A 21,191-nucleotide genomic window follows, 5' to 3' on the forward strand; every position below is an offset into this window, starting at 1 on the left:
TTAACGTTAGGCTTCCACAAATTAGCTCGTGGTGAGAGATGAGCGCTAAACAGACCCAGCTTCGGCTGGGTTTTTTATTGCCTGTTATTTGGGAAAAGTGCGCTGTCGGTGAACAGGAGTAAAAGCGAGATTCCCTATCACGTTCGTTCCTCACTGTAGGGAATGACGGGGATAGAGTGATGATGATTTCACAGCATTGCGAGATGAGCACTGTTGGCCGAGTGCATAATGTTTCAGTTTGAACAAAGGTATTTGTCGTCATTCCAGAACCGAGTAGAACGAGGTATCAGGAATCTGTTTTTTAATTGAAGCGTTGTTCAATATCTCACTTACCACAGTGACCAATGACGAGTGGTTCATAAATTAATGGGACATCTGCCGTCATCCCAGAATCGAGTAGAACGAGATATCAGGGATTTGCTTTGGTTTTTATGTGCAAATCGACACTTATAAATGAGCGAAGATACGAAACTTTAGCGAATGTCGCTCTATTAATTGAAGCCCGATCACACTTTTCTTTGTTGTTGAAAAGAATACGAAAAAAAACACATTTTTTATTAAAGCTTCTACTTAAGGGGCCGTTAAAGGGATTGAGAGAAATGATATGTACCAATGTAAGGTGAGAGAGACACTGGTGCATAAACAAAATTGACATGTATTTGTGTGAGGTGAGAGTCACATAAGTGCATTAAAAAATGCCTAAAGGAGATCAACTATGGCGATTAATGTAAACACAAATGTGTCTGCAATGACGGCTCAGCGCTACCTAAATAGCGCGGCTGAAGGTACTCAAAAATCAATGGAGCGTTTGTCTTCTGGCTATAAAATCAATAGCGCAAAAGATGATGCTGCAGGCCTACAAATCTCTAACCGCTTAACGTCGCAAAGCCGTGGCCTAGATATGGCTGTGAAAAACGCGAATGACGGTATCTCTATTGCACAGACAGCTGAAGGTGCAATGAATGAGTCAACCAACATTCTGCAACGTATGCGTGACCTTTCTCTTCAATCTTCAAATGGTTCAAACAGCAAATCTGAACGTGTTGCGATCCAAGAAGAAGTCTCTGCTCTAAATACAGAACTTAACCGAATTGCTGAAACGACCTCTTTTGGTGGTAACAAGCTTCTTAACGGTACTTACGGTAGTCAATCTTTCCAAATCGGCGCAGATTCTGGTGAAGCTGTAATGCTTTCTATGAACAACATGCGTACTGATACTAAAGACATGGGCGGTAAGAGTTACGGCGTAGAAGAAGGCAAAGATGCTTCTTGGCGTGTAGGTGCCGGTTCTGATCTAACGATTAAGTACAACGATAAGTTTGGTGAAGCTCAAGAGTTGTCTATTTCTGCAAAAGAAGGCAATGACATCGAAGAGCTAGCGACTTACATCAACGGTCAAAGCCAAGACGTAAAAGCGTCGGTAGGTGAAGGCGGCAAACTGCAACTTTTCGCTTCAAGCCAAAAAGTTGAAGGCGATGTTGAGTTCGGCGGCAGCCTTGCTGGTGAGCTTGGTATTGGTGCAGCTAAAGACGTGACTGTTAATGATATCGATGTAACTTCTGTTGCTGGTGCAAACGAAGCGGTATCTATCATCGATGGCGCACTAAAATCTGTTGATAGTAACCGTGCATCTCTTGGTGCTTTCCAAAACCGTTTTGACCACGCAATCAGTAACTTAGATAACATCAACGAAAACGTTAATGCGTCTAAGAGCCGTATCAAAGATACCGATTACGCGAAAGAAACAACGGCTATGACTAAGTCTCAAATCCTACAACAGGCGAGTACTTCTATCCTAGCTCAAGCAAAACAGTCACCATCAGCAGCTCTAAGCTTATTGGGCTAAACTTACCTCGGTAAGTAGCGGTAAACTCTACTCTGAGTAGAGTTTTACTGTTTGGCTCATAAAGGATGGAGGGAGAGTGTTATGGAAATATCATCCAACGCATCGAACATCCAGCCTTATGGCTCACCTAATGGCATTAAAATTGCAAGCGATGAAGGTAGTAGTGCGTCGAGTATTTCGCGACTAAAAGAAGCAACATCTTATGGCAAGGTAGATAAATCGAAAGAGGAAGCTACCGAAGCGGCGATTCAATTAGCTCAACATAGACAAGAGTTAAATGATGAAGAACGAGTCAAAATGGTGGAGAAGGTAAACGAGTTTATCTCCTCTCTCAATAAAGGTGTAGCTTTTAAGGTTGATGAAGAATCTGGGAGAGATGTGGTTACCATTTATGAGACCACAACCGGTGATATTATTCGCCAGATCCCTGATGAAGAAATGCTTGAAATTCTAAGACGCCTAGCAGCCCAAAACTCGAATAGTCGAATATTTGAGGTGAAGGTTTAAGTCGTATTATTGAGGTGGTTTAATGAGTTTTGGCCCAATGGGGATTTCGTCTGGCATGGATATCAATTCCATGGTCAGCAAAATTGTTGATTCGGAGCGTGTGCCTAAACAGCAACGAATCGACAATGAACGAACGCGAATCGATACCAGCATTAGTGCCTATGGAAGACTCAGAGAATCCCTTGATTCGATGAAAAACCTGATGACAAACTTTCGTCAGGAAAAAGCTTTTGCTGTGAGAACAGTTGAAAGTACCGATGACGGTCTTGTCTCTGCAACCGCGACTACCGAAGCGATCGCTGGCAAATATGCCATCGATGTGTTGCAGCTTGCCCAAAGCCATAAAGTGGCTTCTGATGTTCTATCAGAGGACATGAAATTTGGCCCAGGTAAGCTGCAGGTTTCGCTTGGTGATGACAGCTTTGACGTGCAAGTTGGCGACAGATCGAGACTTATCGAAGTTGTTCGTGGTATCAATGGTGCAGATAGCAACCCAGGCGTTCGTGCATCTATTATCAACGATGTCGAAGGTCCAAGACTTATAATTGCCTCGAACCAGTCTGGTTCCGATCAGCAGATCAGCATTAATGTTGAGTCAGACGCTGCCAATCCCCTGAAAAAACTCGAATACAAAACGCTTGAAGAACGTGTTAAAGCGCTAGAGAAAGCGCGCGTTGCTGCTCAAGATATTCTAGCTCTAACCCCTGCAGGAAAAGCCGCGGAACTCGTTGATGACGCGATCTCGAACGATGATCCAAATGCGAGTGAAACACTCGATGAAGATGGCAATGTCATCTCTAAATCTCAAACCGATTCTACTTCTGGTGTTGACGGAGACTCTAGAAGTCTCAGCTACGGCGAACAAGCCGCAGCCGACGGCCAAGCAGCTCTTGATGCAGCTAAAGCGGCAAAGTCGGTGATGCCTGAAGATAATATCCCCGGCTGGACTGAAACCGCGTCAGGAACTCTTTTAGATTCTTACAATACACCAGAACTTGAGCTTGATGAAAAAGCGATAGAGAAGGCACCCGATGTGCCGGGGTGGTCAAATGCTGCCTCAGGTACTCTGACCGATTCATACGTGACACCGAAAGAAGCCCAACAAAAGCTTGAGGCGGAGCAAGCGCGTATCGAAGAGAAAATTTCACAAGAAAAATCCGATCTTGCTGAAAAAGTTCAAAAAGGCGAACTCACTGCTGAGCAAGCCAAAACAATTGAACGTGCGAAATTAGAACCTGAAGAGCGTGAGCTTTTAGAGCAAGTCGATAAAGTGCAAGCTGATCTTGCTCAAGCTCAACAGTCTTTTGATACCTATAGCGGCATGACTGAAGTCCAAGCGGGACAAGATTCAATGGTCGTCTTGGATGGCGTAGCTCAATTGTCTAGTAACAACAATGTGATTGAAGATGCCGTAGAAGGTATCGACATTACGGTGAAAGGAAAAACGCCAAAAGATAAGCCACCGGCAGAGATTGGTGTGGAGTACGACCGTAATAGTGTGCGCCAAGACATTGAAGCTTTCGTTAACTCTTACAATCAATTTTACCAAGTCTCTAAGAGCTTGGCAGGTGTTGATCCAACGACCGGCCAAAAAGGGCCGCTTTCTGGTGACAGTACAGTGCGTAACGCCGACTCGCGATTGAAGGGGGTGTTCTCATCAAGTATCGAAGGTGCGCCTGACAACCTTAAGTCTTTGACTGAATTCGGTATCACCACCACAAGACAAGGCTCGCTAGAAATCAACTACGACATGCTTGATCGTCAACTCAACAATAACTTTGATAAGTTGGGCGAGTTCTTTGGTGGCAACAACGGCTTCGCCAAAAAAGTGGAAGATGCGATTCAAGGTATCACCGGTATTACGGGTTCAATCCGTACTAGAGAAAAGAGCTTGGTCGAGCAAAACTACCGTTTAGTTGATGACCAAAGCGCGCTTGACCGCCGCATGGACAGCCTAGAGAGCCGTACCCACTCTAAATTCACTGCCATGCAAGATGCGACCAGTAAGATGCAATCTCAGTTGGGCAGTATGATGAATGCGTTGGGCTAATAGATGAATAGCCAGCTACAAGAGCTTTGTGAACTCGATCAACTAATTATCTCTAAACTTGAATTTAGTGAAATTAATGCTGAAGAAATCACGCAGCTAGTCGATAACAGAGAACAGTTATTGCAAAACGTGCTTCAAATAATCGACTCACATCCCGACGTTAAGCAAAGTTCTGAATGGTTTGAAGCCATTACCAGAACCAGAAAATTAGTCGAATTGATGCAGTCTGAGACGAGTCGAGTAGGTAAGACCCTACACAAATACCGTCACGGCGCTAAATCAGTTCAACAATACAAAAAGTTTTTATAGAAGAGGTTTACTATGCGCGGTTCTTTACAGGCATATAAAAAGGTATCAGTGGATAGTCAGCTAACAGCTGCCTCACCGCATAAGATTGTACAAATGCTAATGGCCGGTGCTATCGAGCGTTTGATTCAAGGTAAAGCGGCAATGCAAGCGGGCAACATTCCAGTAAAAGGTGAGCGACTTGGTAAGGCTCTAGATATCATTATTAGTCTACGCAGTTGCCTATCTATGGACGATGGTGGCGATATTGCGAAAAACCTAGATCAACTTTATGAGTTCATGATCACGCAAATTTCTGCGGCAAATCACAAAAATGACCCACAGCCTATTGATGATGTTATCGATATTATTCGTGAAATTAAGAGCGCTTGGGACCAAATTCCGAACGAATATCACAACTTGACGTCAGCTGACGTAGGTATTTAAAGAAAAATTGCAGTTTTAACCAATCTCATATCCCTTAATTGGTTGGTTGCCTTATTTTTTTAATCAAATAAAATAGAAGCCATTAGATAGCCTAATGGCTTTTTTCGTTGCTGATTTCCTAAATTTGTCCACGTAAAACATAATCGTTGATACTTATCTCTGTTTTATAGATTGCGTCGCTCACCGTTTTTCCGCATCGCACCAAAATAAAGGCAATAATTCCTACTTATGCAAGGTTTGGCAAAACTGCTTGTCGTCGACGATAACGCTCAAGATCGTCACAATTTAAGCACAATATTAGAGTTTGTAGGAGAGAGCTGCGAAGTAATCAGCTCTGAACAAGCACGTAAAGTTGACTGGTCACTACAGTGGGCCGGTTGCATTATTGGTACCATTAAAGGTAAAGGCTTCAACGCATTACTGAATGAGAAGCTTGTTCACGCCAATCACATCCCTTTACTGGTGATTGGCAAAAACAATCACCCGGTTGACGAGTTAACTAACTATGTTGGTGAGCTTGAACTTCCTCTTAACTACCCGCAATTAAGTGATGCATTAAGACACTGTAAAGACTTCTTAGGCCGTAAAGGTGTTCAAGTTGTGTCTTCAGCACGTAAGAACACACTGTTTCGCAGCCTAGTCGGACAAAGTGCTGGCATTCAAGAAGTACGTCACTTAATTGAACAAGTCTCTTCTACAGAAGCTAACGTGCTGATTCTTGGTGAGTCAGGCACAGGTAAAGAAGTTGTAGCGCGTAACATTCACTATCACTCTAAACGTCGTTCAGGGCCTTTCGTGCCAGTGAACTGTGGCGCGATTCCACCTGATTTGCTTGAAAGTGAACTATTTGGTCATGAGAAGGGCGCATTTACTGGTGCGATTACCGCACGTAAAGGCCGCTTTGAATTGGCTGAAGGTGGCACACTGTTTCTTGATGAGATTGGCGATATGCCAATGGCGATGCAGGTTAAGCTGCTACGAGTACTGCAAGAGCGATGTTTTGAACGCGTGGGTGGCAATAGCACCATACAAGCTGACGTTCGAGTAATTGCGGCAACGCATCGCAACCTTGAAGATATGATCGACGATGATTCGTTCCGTGAAGACCTTTACTATCGCTTGAATGTATTCCCGATTGAAATGCCGGCGCTTCAAGACCGTAGAGAAGATATTCCACTGTTGCTTCAAGAACTGATGACTCGAATGGAAGCGGAAGGCAGCATGCCTATCTGTTTCACGGCTCGTGCTATCAACTCTTTGATGGAGCATTACTGGCCGGGTAACGTTCGTGAACTTGCGAACCTTGTTGAGCGAATGGTTATCTTGTATCCAAACAGCTTAGTAGATGTGAATCACCTACCAACTAAATATCGATACAGTGATATCCCTGAGTTCCAGCCAGAGTTCAATAGCTTTGGATCTGAAGAAGAGCAAGAGCGTGATGCACTTGCTGACTTATTCTCAGAAGATTTCAGCTTTGAGCAGCAAGATGATATTGCCGACAATGCTAACGCTCCTCAAGAGTTACCGCCAGAAGGGGTTAACTTGAAAGAGCTACTTGCGGATATGGAAGTGAATATGATCAACCAAGCCTTGGAAGCGCAGGGCGGCATTGTTGCTCGTGCTGCTGACATGCTTGGAATGCGTAGAACCACTCTGGTTGAAAAAATGCGTAAATATAACTTGCAGCGATAGTGTACAGTTTTAGATGAAAACGAAAAACTAACACACACTTTTAGCTATTGGGCAACTCTAGCTAAGTGAACAGATAAACCATAGTCGAGTTGTTGCTTGCTTAACTATGTGATAAATATAGCAAATAGCCTGACTCGTGTTGTACGTCTCAGGCTGTTTTAGTATTTGAGGCAAATTTTTGACATGCACGTATCTAACGAACCAGAAAATCAATCTCACCTAGATTCTGTTGAACAGCAGGTTGAGCGCTATAAGCAAGTGCTCGACGTGATGCCAGCAGGAGTCATCTTGTTAGATACACACGGCGAAGTGAGAGAAGCGAACCCTGAAGCGCACCGTATTCTTGGTGTTGAGTTAGTCGGCGAGAAGTGGTTTTCAGTGATTCAAAGTGCCTTCGACCCAAAAGACGATGATGGTCATGAGATCTCATTGAAGAACGGGCGAAAAGTGCGTTTGGCAATTTCAGCCTCTACCACGGGTCAGCTGATTTTGATTACCGATCTGACCGAGACCCGACTACTGCAGTCTCGCGTGAGTGATCTTCAGCGCTTGTCTTCATTAGGCAGAATGGTGGCCTCGCTTGCCCATCAGGTTCGTACGCCGCTTTCAAGTGCGATGCTGTATGCATCAAACCTTGCCGCGCCAAATCTGCCGCCGGCAACAAAGACACGTTTTCAATCTAAGCTTATGGATAGATTGCATGACTTAGAAAAGCAAGTGAACGACATGCTGCTGTTTGCCAAAGGTGGTGACAACAAAGTGGTTAAGCCATTTACTGTAGCTGAATTGATCACTGAATTTCACCCTATGGTGGAAGCGGCATTGAAAACCAACCAGATTGATTATTGCCAGGAAGTTGAGGGCGAAAAGACTCAAATGTTTGGCAACGCCAATGCTATCGCCTCAGCGTTAAGCAACCTAGTGTTGAACGCGGTTCAAATTGCGGGTAAGGAATCGCAGATCGATGTGTTTTTTAGGCCCGTAAACGGCGAGCTTAAAATATCAGTGCAAGACAGTGGCCCCGGAGTACCGAAAGAGCTTCAAGGTAAAATTATGGAACCCTTCTTTACCACTCGTTCGCAAGGTACTGGTCTAGGCTTAGCGGTTGTACAAATGGTATGTCGAGCACATGAAGGCCGACTGGAATTGATATCAGAAGAAGGGGACGGTGCATGCTTTACCATGTGCCTACCGCTGGAAAGAAGTACTTCTTCTGAAAACGAATAAGTTTTAACTGAATTTACACTGGAGAATCCTATGGCTCAAAGCAAAGTGTTAATCGTCGAAGATGATGAAGGTCTACGCGAAGCCCTTGTCGACACACTCGCGCTTGCTGGCTATGAATGGCTGGAAGCGGATTGTGCGGAAGATGCTCTGGTCAAATTGAAATCTAACTCCGTTGATATTGTCGTGTCTGACGTTCAAATGGCAGGCATGGGTGGTTTGGCACTGTTAAGAAACATCAAGCAGCATTGGCCAAACTTACCTGTATTGCTAATGACAGCGTACGCCAACATCGAAGATGCCGTTGCTGCAATGAAAGAGGGCGCTATCGACTATATGGCAAAGCCATTTGCGCCAGAAGTTCTGCTCAACATGGTCAGCCGCTATGCGCCTGTAAAATCGGATGATAATGGCGATGCCATCGTTGCCGATGAGAAAAGTATCAAGTTAATGATGCTGGCTGATAAAGTCGCAAAAACCGATGCCAACGTCATGGTGTTAGGCCCGAGTGGTTCTGGTAAAGAGGTGATGTCTCGCTACATTCACAATGCCTCTAGTCGTAAAGATGGCCCGTTTGTCGCGATTAACTGTGCGGCGATCCCAGACAACATGTTAGAAGCGACCCTGTTTGGTTATGAAAAAGGCGCATTTACTGGCGCTATTCAAGCTTGCCCGGGAAAGTTCGAGCAAGCGCAGGGCGGTACTATTTTGTTGGATGAGATCAGTGAAATGGATCTTAGCCTACAAGCCAAACTACTGCGTGTATTACAAGAACGCGAAGTTGAGCGGTTAGGTAGTCGTAAGAGCATCAAATTGGATGTTCGTGTATTAGCGACCAGTAACCGTGACCTTAAACAGTATGTTTCTGAAGGTAATTTCCGTGAGGATTTATATTACCGCCTGAATGTATTCCCAATTTCTTGGCCACCACTGTGTGAGCGTAAAGGCGATATTGAGCCTTTAGCCAAGCACTTAGTTGAGCGCCACTGCACCAAACTTGGCATGCCAGTGCCAATTATGTCAGCGCAAGCAATCAGTAAACTCGTCAATTATCCGTGGCCGGGCAATGTTCGTGAATTAGACAATGTGGTACAGCGTGCGTTAATATTGAGCGAGCAAGAGAACATCTCTGGTGAGCACATCCTTCTTGAAGGTGTTGATTGGCAAGACGCAAGCAGCCTACAACAAATTGTTGAAGGTAATAGTGTTGTAGCGCCAGAAATTAAGCCGATTGCTGAAGCAAACCCAATCAATAAAATCGCAGCTAGTAGCGAAGGGTTAGGTAATGAGCTTAGAGATCAAGAGTATGCGATCATCCTTGAAACCCTGATCGCATGTAATGGCCGACGCAAAGATATGGCTGAAAAACTGGGCATTAGCCCACGAACATTACGTTATAAACTGGCGAAAATGCGCGATGCTGGAATAGATATCCCAAACTGAGGATAGATTAGTAGTGTCAGTTTTCTGACTAGTGTAATACGATATCTAGTCAATTAAATGTGTGGCACGCTAATTGCTCTGTCAATAATATATCTAAATAGATGGTCATAATTTTGACTCCTGAGGTAGTAGATGAGAATAGATGGTTTACAAGGCGAAATGCAGGCAATGATGGTCGAAGCTGCCAGCGCGCGTCCCGCAGCAACGGGGCAAGCGGTCGGTGCAGATTTTGGCAATATGCTGACTAATGCCATCAATAATGTGAACTCATTACAAAAGACCTCAGGTGATCTTCAAGCTCGTTTTGATAGTGGCGACCAAAGTGTGTCTCTATCAGACGTGATGATTGCTCGGAATAAATCTAGTGTGGCTTTTGAGGCGACGATCCAAATTAGAAATAAATTGGTCGAATCGTACAAAGAGCTGATGAACATGCCGGTATAAGTTAGGTAGTTAAATAGTGGCAGATAATAGTCAAACAACAGATTTAACCGTGAGCGATAGCAACGACCACGCACTTATTGCAGGCTCTGAGCTAGACGGCGAAGGGCAAAATCCCGATCTAGGTGAACGCAGTTCATCGAAGTTCGATATGGCAGTAGGTGACCTCGATTTACTTCGTCAGGTGGTCTTAGTCCTTTCTATCTCTATCTGTGTAGCGCTGATTGTGATGCTGTTTTTCTGGGTTAAAGAGCCAGAAATGCGTCCATTAGGGGCCTACGAAACAGAAGAATTGATTCCGGTTCTTGATTACTTAGATCTACAAAAGATCGAGTACTCACTTGAAGGTAATACCATCTCTGTTCCTGCTAGCGAGTACAACTCATTAAAGCTGAACATGGTACGAGCTGGTTTGAACCAAGAGCGAAACGCGGGTGATGACATCCTCATGCAAGACATGGGCTTTGGTGTATCGCAACGTTTAGAGCAAGAACGTCTTAAATTAAGCCGTGAAAGACAACTTGCCAAAGCCATTGAACAGATGAAACAGGTACGTAAAGCTCAGGTCTTATTGGCCTTGCCAAAGCAGAGTGTTTTTGTACGTCATAATCAAGAAGCTTCCGCTTCCGTATTCTTGACCCTTAAAACGGGTAACAACCTCAAGCAGCAAGAAGTCGATTCTGTTGTGGATATGGTCGCTAGTGCCGTTCCGGGAATGAAAACCTCACGTATTACGGTGACCGATCAGCATGGTCGACTGTTGAGCTCAGGCTCTCAAGACCCTATGTCTACGGCGCGTCGTAAAGAACACGAGTTAGAGCGCAATCAAGAACAAGCGCTGCGTGAAAAAATTGACTCTATCTTGATCCCTATTCTTGGGTTTGGTAACTACACCGCTCAAGTTGATATTCAGCTCGATTTCAGTGCTGTGGAGCAAACAAGAAAACGCTTTGATCCGAATACACCGGCGACTCGAAGTGAATACACCTTAGAAGATTACAACAACGGCAATACTGTGGCGGGTATTCCTGGCGCATTGAGTAACCAGCCTCCAGCGGATGCCTCAATTCCACAAGATGTCGCTCAGATGAAAGACGGCTCAATGACTGGTCAAGGCTCTGTTCACAAAGAAGCGACCCGAAACTTTGAGCTAGACACCACCATCAGTCATGAACGTAAACAGAGCGGAACGGTTAACCGCCAGACGGTTTCTGTTGCGATCAAAGACCGTCAATCCTTGAATCCAGATACGGGTGAAGTGGTTCATACGCCTATCCCGGCGAGCGAAATCAATGCGATTCGCCAAGTTCTGATTGGTACGGTGGGCTTTGATGAAACTCGTGGTGATTTGCTAAATGTATTAAGCATGCAGTTTGCCCCTCAAGTAACAGATGTTGTTGCTGATGTACCAATCTGGGAGCATCCAAACTTCAATGACTGGGTTCGTTGGTTTGCAAGTGCCTTGGTTATTATTGTGGTGGTGTTGGTACTTGTTCGACCTGCTATGAAGAAACTACTTAACCCAGCAGCAGACAACGACGATCAAATGTACGGCCCTGATGGTATGCCAATTGGTGCCGACGGTGAAACCAGCCTAATTGGTGGTGATATTGAAGGTGGTGAGCTGTTTGAATTTGGTTCAAGCATCGACTTGCCAAACCTTCATAAAGACGAGGACGTGCTGAAAGCAGTACGTGCACTTGTAGCGAATGAACCAGAGCTAGCAGCTCAAGTAGTTAAGAATTGGATGGTAGATGGCTAACGAAATAGTTCCACAACAAACTGAAGGCGGTGAAGTGCTTGATGTCTCGAGCGTGGATATCGGTTCTATCTCAGGCGATGAGCGTGCTGCGATCTTGTTGCTCAGTTTAAATGAAGAAGATGCTGCTGGTATTATTCGTCACCTAGAACCAAAGCAGGTTCAGCGTGTGGGTAGTGCGATGGCGCGAGCTACAGACCTATCCCAAGAGAAAGTAGGCGCAGTGCACCGTGCTTTCTTAGATGATATTCAGAAGTACACCAACATTGGTATGGGCAGCGAAGACTTTATGCGTAATGCGTTGGTTGCTGCTCTGGGTGAAGACAAGGCGAATAACCTTGTTGACCAAATCCTTCTCGGCACTGGTTCGAAAGGTTTGGATTCGCTTAAATGGATGGATCCTCGTCAGGTGGCGAGCATTATCATCAACGAGCACCCGCAGATTCAAACGATTGTATTGTCGTACCTCGATGCCGATCAGTCGGCAGAGATTCTATCTCAGTTCCCAGAGCGCGTTCGTCTGGATCTGATGATGCGTATTGCCAACCTTGAAGAAGTTCAACCTTCGGCGCTTGCTGAACTGAACGAAATCATGGAGAAACAGTTCGCGGGTCAAGCGGGTGCTCAAGCTGCCAAAATTGGTGGCCTGAAAGCCGCGGCTGAGATCATGAACTACATGGATAACAACGTGGAAGGCGTCTTGATGGATCAAATCCGTGACCAAGACGAAGACATGGCAACGCAGATTCAAGATCTGATGTTTGTCTTTGAAAACCTTATTGAAGTTGATGACCAAGGTGTTCAACGTCTACTACGTGATGTTCCACAGGACGTTCTACAGAAAGCACTTAAAGGTGCCGATGAAGGTCTACGTGAGAAGATCTTCAAGAACATGTCTAAACGTGCTGCCGATATGATGAGAGACGATATTGAGGCGATGCCGCCAGTGAAAGTCTCTGACGTTGAAGCAGCTCAGAAAGAGATTTTGGGTATTGCTAGAAAGATGGCAGACAGTGGCGAAATTATGCTATCTGGTGGCGCCGACGAGTTCCTTTAAAACAGAAACCTCAAAAGCCCCACACTGTTGGGGCTTTTCTTTATCCAATCTCGAATCTCAGATTAATTCAGTTTAACTGCTTGAATTTACAACACAGTTAAGCTCACTCATAGATAGGTACTGATATGTCAGGTGATAGAAAACGCGGCTTCCTTCGCCCTGAAGAAGATAATACGGTTGCCCAACCTCAAAAATGGGGGCTGCCTGACTACACCTCTGATGTGAGCAAACAAGCCAAAGAAACCGCCTTTAACTACGATCCCAGTTGGATGCCAACGGTTGAAGAAGCCATTGAAGATGAAGAGCTGGTTCTGACTGAAGAGCAAATCGAACTGATTAAGCAGGGTGCTTATCAAGAAGGCCTTCATCAAGGTCAAGAAGCTGGCTTCAAGCAGGGCTACGAAAAGGGCAAAGAAGAAGGCTTTGTCGCAGGTCATGCTGAAGGCAATGAAGCCGGTAAGCTTGAAGGCGTGACTGCTGGTCAAGAGTATATCCAGCAACAAGTCGCCATCTTTATGGGACTCGCAAACCAGTTCGCTCAACCTTTGGAGCTAATGAATGCTCAGGTTGAGAAGCAATTGGTCGACATGGTGCTTACCATGGTAAAAGAAGTGGTTCATGTTGAAGTGCAAACCAACCCACAAATCATATTAGATACCGTGAAAGAATCGGTAGAGTCGTTGCCGATTTCTGGTCACGCGATTACATTGAAGCTTAACCCTGAAGACGTTGCGATTATTCGCTCTGCGTATGGCGAAACTGAATTGGATTGCCGTAATTGGACGTTAGTTACCGAGCCTGCACTCAACCGTGGCGATGTCCAAATCGAAGCGGGTGAGTCGAGCGTTAACTATCGAATGGAAGAGCGCGTGAAGAACGTGATTCAAAGCTTCTGCGGCGCAAATCGTCATCAAGGTCATGTGTAATGCTTGAGTTAGCGAATCGTCTCAGCCAATACAAAATCGAAGGGCTAAAGTCTCGACCCGTTGCCTCCGGTAAATTGGTGCGAGTTGTTGGCTTAACGCTTGAAGCAACCGGCTGTAAAGCGCCGATTGGTAGCTTGTGCTTAGTTGAAACTATGTCTGGTCAGATGGAAGCTGAAGTCGTTGGTTTCTCTGGCGATAACCTATTTTTGATGCCGAGTGAACAAATCACTGGGATCTTACCCGGTGCTCGCGTTACACCAATGACCTCAGAAAGTGGCATTCCTGTCGGGATGGAACTGCTTGGTCGAGTGATCGACGGCGTCGGTAATCCACTCGACGGTTTAGGTCCAATCTATACTGAGCAACGCGCTTCATTTAATGCGGAGCCAATCAACCCGTTAGCTCGTAAACCGATTTCTGAACCACTCGACGTTGGTTTGAAGGCGATTAATGGCCTACTTACCGTAGGTAAAGGGCAACGTATTGGTCTGTTTGCTGGCTCTGGTGTGGGTAAGTCGGTCACGCTTGGGATGATGACTCGAGGCACTACTGCGCAAGTGGTGGTGGTAGGTCTAATCGGTGAGCGTGGACGAGAAGTAAAAGAATTTATTGAAGAGATTCTTGGCGAAGATGGCCGTAAACGTTCAGTTGTTGTCGCCGCTCCTGCCGATTCATCGCCATTGATGCGCTTAAAAGGCTGTCAAACTGCGCTGGCTGTCGCCGAGTATTTCCGCGACCAAGGCTTAGATGTTTTGCTACTAATGGATTCATTGACCCGTTTTGCTCAGGCTCAGCGTGAAATTGCTCTTTCTGTGGGTGAGCCGCCTGCAACCAAAGGTTATCCGCCTTCAGTCTTCGCTAAGCTTCCTGCGTTGGTGGAACGTGCGGGTAACGGCAATGATGAACAAGGTTCGATCACCGCTTTCTTTACTGTTCTAACCGAAGGCGATGACTTACAAGATCCGATTGCTGATGCGTCGCGAGCGATTTTGGATGGACACATTGTGTTGTCCCGAGAGATGGCCGATGCGGGTCATTATCCTGCGATTGATGTAGAGAAGTCGGTCAGTCGTGTGATGCCTCAAATCACAACCGAAGAACATGTCTTGATGTCGAAAGCGGTAAGGCAAGTGTTGTCTATTTGTCGTAAAAACCAAGACCTGGTATCGATTGGTGCTTACAAGCCGGGTACCGATCCTGCGATTGATAGTGCCTTCACCTTGAAACCGAGATTGGACGAATACTTACAACAGAAAATGAAAGAAACGGTTCCCTATGACATGTGCGTCAACATGTTGAAACATGTGTTAGGGGGCTAGGTCGTGTTGAAAAAGGTCAATCATGGATAACGCGTTAGAATTTCTTCTTGATCAAGCGAAAGACCAAGAGAACCAAGCCGTATTGGCGCTTAACAAAGCGAATTCTGAGTTGCAAGGTTACTACGATCAGGTCTCGCAGATTGAAAAATACCGACTGGATTATTGCCAACAATTGGTCGACCGAGGTAAAGCGGGGCTTACAGCCAGTCAATATGGTCACTTAAATCGCTTCTTGACTCAGCTTGACGAAACGCTTTCCAAACAGAGAGAAGCCGAACACCACTTCAAAAATCAGGTCGACAACTGCCAAAACTACTGGATGGAGTTGCGTAAAAAACGTAAATCCTACGAGTGGTTGATGGAGAAAAAGCAGAAAGAGAAAGCAAAGCTGCAAGACCAAAGAGAACAAAAACAAATGGATGAGTTCTCGACTCTGATGTATGGCCGAAAGAAGATGTGATCCTAAGTCATAAGCGATACAGATATTGTTGGGCAGATTGTAAAACCGTAACTTATAGGCATGTTTCTTGCTCCGTTTTATATAAAATTGCGTGTTATGCCCTACAAAGGTATGAAAAACGCCCGACTTTCTTTTTGTTGCCTAGTTTGTGGCAGCAAAGCTAGTAGATAGAGCTTGTATATATGAATGTTAGTCTTTCCTCAAATTCAGCGACCAACAAAACGTCATCGTTGTTGGACACCGGTTCTGCCTCTTCCAAGGTAGAAGAAACCGGCGACTCTAAAGGCTTCTTTGAATCCTTTAAAGAAGCGCTTGGCTTTGAAGAAAGTGGTAGTAAAGCCGTAGCAAAAGACACAGAAAGCACCGCGAACCCCGATGCTAAACAGACATCTACCGAAGGTGAAGCGCCAGCCGAAGCGAACAAAGGTGATTCAGCTGAATCAAAGGCTACTGATGAAGTGAGCGAAGCGCAAAGCAAGCACGTAGCTTCAGAGGGAGAAGGTGATAAAGCTGCTGAGAAAACATCTGCAGAGGTTGCGTCTGGATCTGAGGCTAAGCTCAAAGTTAATTCGAGCCCTGATAGCACTGTCGCTGATAAAACTGTCGCAGATAAGACGGATGGTAAAGATGCGCAGGCTACGACCAACGATTCTAAAGAACAGGTTGCTCAATCCCAAACTCAGGTTTCATCAGTTGTAGATGGCTCTACGCAGGCATCGCAAGCTAATGCAGCGATGAGTGAAGGTAATAAATTGCTTGGTCAGTTGGATGAGGCAAATAAAACGCTTAATAAGACACCTGACGGCAAAGGCTTGCCTCAGCAAGCTCAGATAGACCAAGCTCAAGGCAAGATTGTAGGTGCAACTGCTGTGGGCGTTCTTGCGACCGACACAGTGGGTAAACCAACACAACAAACCAATGCAGTAAACCAAGAAAACGGTCTTGAGGTCGATTCTGAAATTGCCGTGCTTACCGGAGGTAAGGGTGTTTCACAGTTGACTGATGATGAAATTCGACAGTTGATGGATAAAGGCGTCACTCCAGAACAAATTGAAGCCAGTATGAGTCGAGAGCTGAGCCAAAAGAATGCGGCTAGTGATGTTGTGGCTGTTCAAGGCCAAGCAATCTCGCCAGCAGATATTGAGCTCGCCAAGCAGGTTGATGCCCATACCAAAGCGCTAAATCAATTGAATGGACAAATCGAATCAGAACAGTCTGTTGTCGATAGCTTGCTTGAGAAGCAACAAAGTGGCGCTAAGTTGACGGTTGATGAGCAAGCCGCTTTGGCGAAAGCAACCTCTAACTTAGACCTGTTGAATCAACAGCTCACTAACGTTCAACAACAAGCAACGGATTTGGTAAGTCATGCTCCGACTGTGAACAGTATGTCCGGTGACCCCGCTGCTATTGATTGGGAGAATACGGATTCAAGCGAAACTAAAGCCTTAGCTGCGGCAGCATCAACAGCGGCTGTAGCGACGGCTGCACAACAAGTGTCAGCGCAGGCCGCTTCTCAATCAGCAAACAATGCTCTTACGGATAAGGCGGCAATACTGCACGCCAATAATGCGCATGCAGCCCAACAGGCCGCCGCTCAACAAGCAAATGTAGCTTCACCTCAGCAGCAAGCAACGTTGGATCCAGCTTTAACCGCGCAAGGAATGGCGATGAATGCAACGCCAACTGCCACCAAAGCAGGCTCGACTGATGCGCTTCTTAAAGCGGGCGCCAGTGCAGCAGCACTGTCTGGTTTGGGTAAAGCGGGTGCTAAAGAAGATTCTAAAGATTCGACCTTTGCTCAGCAGATCGCTTCTGCGACAGGTGCACAAGGGACAGCCACGGTGGGTTCAGCACCTACGCGAGCTGAAATTCAAGCTGCTCAACAAGTGCCTTTACAGCTCACCAAAGAGCTAGCCAATGAGCAGGTGGCTGAGAAAGTACAAATGATGATGTCTAAGAACCTTAAGAATTTGGACATCCGTCTCGACCCGCCAGAGCTGGGCCAGATGAAAATTCGCATGACCATGAATAATGACGTTGCGAACGTACACTTTACGGTGAGTAATCAGCAGGCGAGAGATGTGATTGAACAAACCTTACCTCGCTTGAGAGAGATGCTTGCTCAGCAAGGTCTGCAGCTTGCCGATTCGTCAGTTCAACAACAGAACTCTGGTCAGGGGCAAGATAGATACAACAATGGTGAGCAACAATCCGGCGCTAACCGCACAAATGGTGGCCAAGGTGATGAAAACCTTGATAGTGGCAGCAATCTTGAATTGAATGTCGCATCAAAGCGTGATGGAATTAGTTATTATGCCTAATATCAGGCTAAAGAACGTTTGGTTAATAGAAAAAACCATCAGTTAATCGAAAGAACAGGAAGTTAGAGTAAAGTATGGCAGAAGAACAAGATGCACCTAAAGGAAAGAGCAAGCTCCTTATAATCATTATTGCCGTAGTCGTGTTATTGCTTGGTGTAGGTGGTGCACTGCTCTTTTTCTTAAGCTCTGACGATAGCGCCTCTGAATCTCCGTCTCAGCCAGCAACTGCTGTGGTCGCTGCAGAGCCCGTTATGTATGTTAATATCCCTCAGCCCTTCTTGTTCAATGTGACAGGTGATAAAAAAGATCGCTTAGTTCAAATAAAAGCACAGATGATGGTTCGTGGTAGTAAAAATGAAGACCTAGCTCGTTATCACTCTCCACTTGTAGAAAGTACGCTATTGGCCACGTTCGCCTCGGCAACAGTCGAACAGTTGCGTTCACCAACCGGGAGAGTTGAACTGCGGAACAAGGCAACAGAAGATATCAAAGCCAGTCTGACCCAAGCCGTTGGCCAACCTGTGATAGAAAAAGTGCTATTCACTGACTTCGTGATTCAGTAGGTAATTTGTGACCGATTTATTAAGCCAAGACGAAATTGATGCGCTGTTACATGGCGTTGATGATGTTGAAGAAGTTGAAGATATTGTAGAAGCTGATAACGACAGCGCTGTCAATTTCGATTTCTCCTCACAAGATCGAATTGTTCGTGGTCGAATGCCGACCCTTGAACTTATTAACGAGCGCTTCGCGCGTCATTTGCGTATTAGTTTGTTTAATATGTTGCGTAAAACGGCTGAAGTGTCGATCAACGGCGTGCAAATGATGAAGTTTGGTGAGTACCAAAACACATTGTATGTACCCACCAGTTTAAACATGGTTCGTTTCCGTCCACTGAAAGGTACGGCACTCATCACCATGGAAGCGCGTCTGGTTTTCATTCTCGTAGAGAACTTTTTTGGCGGTGATGGTCGTTTTCACGCCAAGATTGAAGGCCGTGAATTCACGCCGACTGAAAGACGTATTATCCAACTGCTGCTGAAAATTGTTTTTGAAGATTACAAAGAAGCTTGGTCTCCAGTGATGGGGGTTGAGTTTGAATACTTGGATTCTGAAGTGAACCCAAGTATGGCGAACATTGTGAGCCCAACAGAAGTGATCGTCGTGAGTTCGTTCCACATCGAGGTAGATGGCGGTGGCGGTGACTTCCACGTTGTCATGCCTTACTCGATGGTTGAGCCGATTCGTGAACTGCTTGATGCTGGTGTTCAATCAGACAAAATGGAAACCGACGTTCGTTGGAGCACAGCACTGCGTGATGAAATCATGGACGTGCCCGTTAACTTCCGCGTTAACCTTCTAGAACAAGATATATCGCTACGTGACTTAATGGAGCTGCGCCCTGGTGACGTTATTCCCATGAACATGCCTGAGCACGCGACGATGTTTGTCGAAGAACTGCCAACGTATCGTGTGAAAATGGGCCGTTCTGGTGAGAAGCTTGCAGTTCAGATTTCGGAAAAAATTCGAAGACCGAGTGTGGTTAAAACTGATCTCGCTTTTCTAGGTAAAGACTTGATGTCTGAACTTGAAAACAGCGATGATGACGAATAGCAAAATAGATAAAAGTATAGGAATTGGTAATGGAACCTAGTGAAGATCAAAAGCTAGCAGACGAATGGGCTGCAGCACTTGGTGAAGATCCTTCAGCACCGTCAATTGATGTTGATGATGTACTTGCGGCACCACTTGATGAGCTAACCGATTCATCATCTCCGATTTCTGAAGATGAGCGTCGTAAGCTGGATACCATAATGGATATTCCAGTGACTATTTCGATGGAAGTTGGCCGCTCTCAGATCAGTATCCGTAACTTACTTCAATTGAACCAAGGCTCAGTTGTTGAGCTTGATCGAATTGCTGGTGAGTCACTGGACGTGATGGTTAACGGCACTCTGATTGCCCACGGTGAAGTGGTTGTAGTAAACGACAAATTTGGTATTCGTTTGACTGACGTTATTAGCCAAACAGAACGAATTAAGAAGCTACGTTGATGAGCTTTTTGTTTCAAAGACTGGCGAACTCTTCTCTCGGAATGACAGAGCTGTTACGAGGAACCTTGGGAGTGGGGCTATTAACGGCTCCTTCCATTGCCCTTGCAGCAACACCGCCTTCTCTCGATTTAGCGACCACCTTTGGGTCGCTAATTTTCGTTATAGCCTTCATATTATTTATTGCTTGGCTACTCAAGCGCATGCAAGTGCCTGCAATGTCGAATCAGCAAGGCTTGGCGATTGTTAGGCAAATCCCTGTTGGTACTAAAGAGCGTATCGCTATTGTGCAAGCGGGCGATGAACAGTTCTTGGTAGGGATTACCACACAGTCGATTCAGCTGATCTCTAAGCTCGATAAACCTCTTACTCAGGAGATGCTGGAAAAAAGTACATTTTCAAGTCAGCTTTCCCAGCTAATAAAAAAAGATGCAAACAAGTAACGGACTTTTGAACTCATCTTACTTGCACCAAGCCGGAGCTTTCCGAGCGGTGAAAGTGCTGTTGGTTCAGCTTATTCTCCTATGCTCAATCTTATTCAGTGTGTCGGTATTTGCACAAGCTGAAGACGGCACCGTCATTCCTGCGAATACCGCAGGCTCGGGATCGGTCACTATCAGCACGATGGAACAAGACCAAGCCAAATCGACAACCATGACCACGGGCAGCCTAACTGGCAATGGTGGCGGCATACCTGCCTTTACCATGACAACCAATGCCAATGGTGGTGAAGACTACTCGATAAACCTGCAAATTCTTGCGTTAATGACCATGCTTGGCTTCTTGCCTGCGATGGTGATATTGATGACTTCGTTCACCCGCATTGTGGTGGTGATGTCTATTTTGCGTCAGGCGATGGGTCTACAACAAACACCGTCTAACCAAGTGATTATTGGTATTGCGATATTCTTGACCTTTTTCATTATGTCGCCAGTGATTAATCAAGTTAACGAACAAGCAGTTCAGCCTTATCTTAATGAACAAATATCGGCACGACAGGCGTTTGATGTTGCCCAAGGCCCGATTAAGTCCTTCATGCTCAAACAGACTCGAATCAAAGATCTTGAAACCTTTGTTGAGATTTCCGGCGCGGAAGTAACCAATCCTGAAGATGTTTCGATGGCGGTTCTGATTCCAGCATTTATCACCTCGGAATTAAAAACGGCTTTCCAGATAGGCTTTATGCTGTTCTTGCCATTCCTCATTATCGACTTAGTGGTGGCGTCGGTATTGATGGCGATGGGTATGATGATGTTGTCACCGATGATTGTATCGCTGCCGTTTAAGTTGATGCTGTTTGTTCTCGTTGATGGTTGGAACTTGATACTCTCCACACTCGCCGGCAGTTTTGCCTTGTAGC

20 protein-coding genes are annotated in these 21,191 nt (G+C 45.6%); all 20 read left to right on the forward strand.

Annotated elements, in window-relative coordinates; genetic code table 11:
* Nucleotides 1–715: 715 nt before the first annotated feature.
* On the forward strand, nucleotides 716–1,846 hold the full coding sequence (locus ITG09_04605; GenBank protein UPR52917.1) for a flagellin: 1,131 nt from the start codon (nucleotides 716–718) through the stop codon (nucleotides 1,844–1,846).
* An 81-nt stretch (nucleotides 1,847–1,927) separates the two neighbouring features.
* Nucleotides 1,928–2,353 (forward strand): flagellar protein FlaG, encoded by a 426-nt coding sequence (flaG, locus tag ITG09_04610; GenBank protein ID UPR52918.1) that lies wholly within the window; start codon nucleotides 1,928–1,930, stop codon nucleotides 2,351–2,353.
* Nucleotides 2,354–2,375: 22 nt separating this feature from the next.
* A complete protein-coding gene (gene fliD, locus ITG09_04615; GenBank protein ID UPR52919.1) occupies nucleotides 2,376–4,403 on the forward strand; it encodes a flagellar filament capping protein FliD in 2,028 nt (675 codons plus the stop codon).
* Nucleotides 4,404–4,406: 3 nt separating this feature from the next.
* Nucleotides 4,407–4,712, forward strand: coding sequence for a flagellar protein FliT (locus tag ITG09_04620; protein ID UPR52920.1), 306 nt, complete (start codon nucleotides 4,407–4,409; stop codon nucleotides 4,710–4,712).
* 12 nt (nucleotides 4,713–4,724) lie between these two features.
* A complete protein-coding gene (gene fliS / locus ITG09_04625; protein ID UPR52921.1) occupies nucleotides 4,725–5,135 on the forward strand; it encodes a flagellar export chaperone FliS in 411 nt (136 codons plus the stop codon).
* A gap of 228 nt (nucleotides 5,136–5,363) precedes the next feature.
* Nucleotides 5,364–6,830, forward strand: a complete 1,467-nt coding sequence (locus tag ITG09_04630) for a sigma-54-dependent Fis family transcriptional regulator (GenBank protein UPR52922.1) — start codon at nucleotides 5,364–5,366, stop codon at nucleotides 6,828–6,830.
* A gap of 183 nt (nucleotides 6,831–7,013) precedes the next feature.
* Nucleotides 7,014–8,057, forward strand: coding sequence for a PAS domain-containing protein (locus ITG09_04635; protein ID UPR52923.1), 1,044 nt, complete (start codon nucleotides 7,014–7,016; stop codon nucleotides 8,055–8,057).
* A gap of 30 nt (nucleotides 8,058–8,087) precedes the next feature.
* Nucleotides 8,088–9,497 (forward strand): sigma-54-dependent Fis family transcriptional regulator, encoded by a 1,410-nt coding sequence (locus ITG09_04640; protein ID UPR52924.1) that lies wholly within the window; start codon nucleotides 8,088–8,090, stop codon nucleotides 9,495–9,497.
* 132 nt (nucleotides 9,498–9,629) lie between these two features.
* Nucleotides 9,630–9,941, forward strand: coding sequence for a flagellar hook-basal body complex protein FliE (fliE, locus tag ITG09_04645; protein ID UPR52925.1), 312 nt, complete (start codon nucleotides 9,630–9,632; stop codon nucleotides 9,939–9,941).
* A gap of 16 nt (nucleotides 9,942–9,957) precedes the next feature.
* Nucleotides 9,958–11,700, forward strand: a complete 1,743-nt coding sequence (fliF, locus tag ITG09_04650; protein ID UPR52926.1) for a flagellar M-ring protein FliF — start codon at nucleotides 9,958–9,960, stop codon at nucleotides 11,698–11,700.
* On the forward strand, nucleotides 11,693–12,754 hold the full coding sequence (fliG, locus tag ITG09_04655; protein ID UPR52927.1) for a flagellar motor switch protein FliG: 1,062 nt from the start codon (nucleotides 11,693–11,695) through the stop codon (nucleotides 12,752–12,754). The genes fliF and fliG overlap by 8 nt, the downstream gene beginning before the upstream one ends.
* 125 nt (nucleotides 12,755–12,879) lie before the next feature.
* Nucleotides 12,880–13,680: a flagellar assembly protein FliH gene (fliH, locus tag ITG09_04660; protein ID UPR52928.1), complete on the forward strand. Its 801-nt coding sequence runs from the start codon at nucleotides 12,880–12,882 to the stop codon at nucleotides 13,678–13,680.
* Nucleotides 13,680–14,999, forward strand: a complete 1,320-nt coding sequence (fliI, locus tag ITG09_04665; protein ID UPR52929.1) for a flagellar protein export ATPase FliI — start codon at nucleotides 13,680–13,682, stop codon at nucleotides 14,997–14,999. Before fliH ends, fliI begins: the two co-directional genes overlap by 1 nt.
* Nucleotides 15,000–15,021: 22 nt before the next feature.
* A complete protein-coding gene (fliJ, locus tag ITG09_04670; protein ID UPR52930.1) occupies nucleotides 15,022–15,459 on the forward strand; it encodes a flagella biosynthesis chaperone FliJ in 438 nt (145 codons plus the stop codon).
* Nucleotides 15,460–15,641: 182 nt separating this feature from the next.
* Entirely contained in the window at nucleotides 15,642–17,780 is a 2,139-nt protein-coding gene (locus tag ITG09_04675) for a flagellar hook-length control protein FliK (protein UPR52931.1), read from the forward strand.
* Nucleotides 17,781–17,854: 74 nt separating this feature from the next.
* Nucleotides 17,855–18,343 carry a flagellar basal body-associated protein FliL gene (fliL, locus tag ITG09_04680; GenBank protein ID UPR52932.1) on the forward strand — a complete coding sequence of 163 codons (489 nt, stop codon included), beginning with the start codon at nucleotides 17,855–17,857 and terminating at the stop codon, nucleotides 18,341–18,343.
* A gap of 7 nt (nucleotides 18,344–18,350) precedes the next feature.
* Entirely contained in the window at nucleotides 18,351–19,394 is a 1,044-nt protein-coding gene (fliM, locus tag ITG09_04685; protein UPR52933.1) for a flagellar motor switch protein FliM, read from the forward strand.
* A gap of 29 nt (nucleotides 19,395–19,423) precedes the next feature.
* Entirely contained in the window at nucleotides 19,424–19,834 is a 411-nt protein-coding gene (fliN, locus tag ITG09_04690; protein ID UPR52934.1) for a flagellar motor switch protein FliN, read from the forward strand.
* The gene (gene fliO / locus ITG09_04695; protein UPR52935.1) at nucleotides 19,834–20,274 is read left to right on the forward strand and encodes a flagellar biosynthetic protein FliO; all 441 of its coding nucleotides are present in this window, start codon (nucleotides 19,834–19,836) and stop codon (nucleotides 20,272–20,274) included. The genes fliN and fliO overlap by 1 nt, the downstream gene beginning before the upstream one ends.
* Nucleotides 20,261–21,190, forward strand: coding sequence for a flagellar type III secretion system pore protein FliP (gene fliP / locus ITG09_04700; GenBank protein UPR52936.1), 930 nt, complete (start codon nucleotides 20,261–20,263; stop codon nucleotides 21,188–21,190). The genes fliO and fliP overlap by 14 nt, the downstream gene beginning before the upstream one ends.
* Nucleotide 21,191 lies beyond the last annotated feature (1 nt).

This window comes from Vibrio cyclitrophicus (assembly GCA_023206055.1).
GTDB lineage: Bacteria > Pseudomonadota > Gammaproteobacteria > Enterobacterales > Vibrionaceae > Vibrio > Vibrio cyclitrophicus_A.

Coding starts and splice junctions, on each gene's coding strand:
- ITG09_04620 (UPR52920.1), top strand. CDS start 4,407: ATGAATAGCCAGCTACAAGAGCTTTGTGAACTCGATCAACTAATTATC.
- fliI (UPR52929.1), top strand. CDS start 13,680: ATGCTTGAGTTAGCGAATCGTCTCAGCCAATACAAAATCGAAGGGCTA.
- fliH (UPR52928.1), top strand. CDS start 12,880: ATGTCAGGTGATAGAAAACGCGGCTTCCTTCGCCCTGAAGAAGATAAT.
- ITG09_04675 (UPR52931.1), top strand. CDS start 15,642: ATGAATGTTAGTCTTTCCTCAAATTCAGCGACCAACAAAACGTCATCG.
- fliS (UPR52921.1), top strand. CDS start 4,725: ATGCGCGGTTCTTTACAGGCATATAAAAAGGTATCAGTGGATAGTCAG.
- fliO (UPR52935.1), top strand. CDS start 19,834: ATGAGCTTTTTGTTTCAAAGACTGGCGAACTCTTCTCTCGGAATGACA.
- ITG09_04605 (UPR52917.1), top strand. CDS start 716: ATGGCGATTAATGTAAACACAAATGTGTCTGCAATGACGGCTCAGCGC.
- ITG09_04640 (UPR52924.1), top strand. CDS start 8,088: ATGGCTCAAAGCAAAGTGTTAATCGTCGAAGATGATGAAGGTCTACGC.
- fliG (UPR52927.1), top strand. CDS start 11,693: ATGGCTAACGAAATAGTTCCACAACAAACTGAAGGCGGTGAAGTGCTT.
- flaG (UPR52918.1), top strand. CDS start 1,928: ATGGAAATATCATCCAACGCATCGAACATCCAGCCTTATGGCTCACCT.
- fliJ (UPR52930.1), top strand. CDS start 15,022: ATGGATAACGCGTTAGAATTTCTTCTTGATCAAGCGAAAGACCAAGAG.
- fliD (UPR52919.1), top strand. CDS start 2,376: ATGAGTTTTGGCCCAATGGGGATTTCGTCTGGCATGGATATCAATTCC.
- fliN (UPR52934.1), top strand. CDS start 19,424: ATGGAACCTAGTGAAGATCAAAAGCTAGCAGACGAATGGGCTGCAGCA.
- fliE (UPR52925.1), top strand. CDS start 9,630: ATGAGAATAGATGGTTTACAAGGCGAAATGCAGGCAATGATGGTCGAA.
- fliP (UPR52936.1), top strand. CDS start 20,261: ATGCAAACAAGTAACGGACTTTTGAACTCATCTTACTTGCACCAAGCC.
- ITG09_04630 (UPR52922.1), top strand. CDS start 5,364: ATGCAAGGTTTGGCAAAACTGCTTGTCGTCGACGATAACGCTCAAGAT.
- fliL (UPR52932.1), top strand. CDS start 17,855: ATGGCAGAAGAACAAGATGCACCTAAAGGAAAGAGCAAGCTCCTTATA.
- ITG09_04635 (UPR52923.1), top strand. CDS start 7,014: ATGCACGTATCTAACGAACCAGAAAATCAATCTCACCTAGATTCTGTT.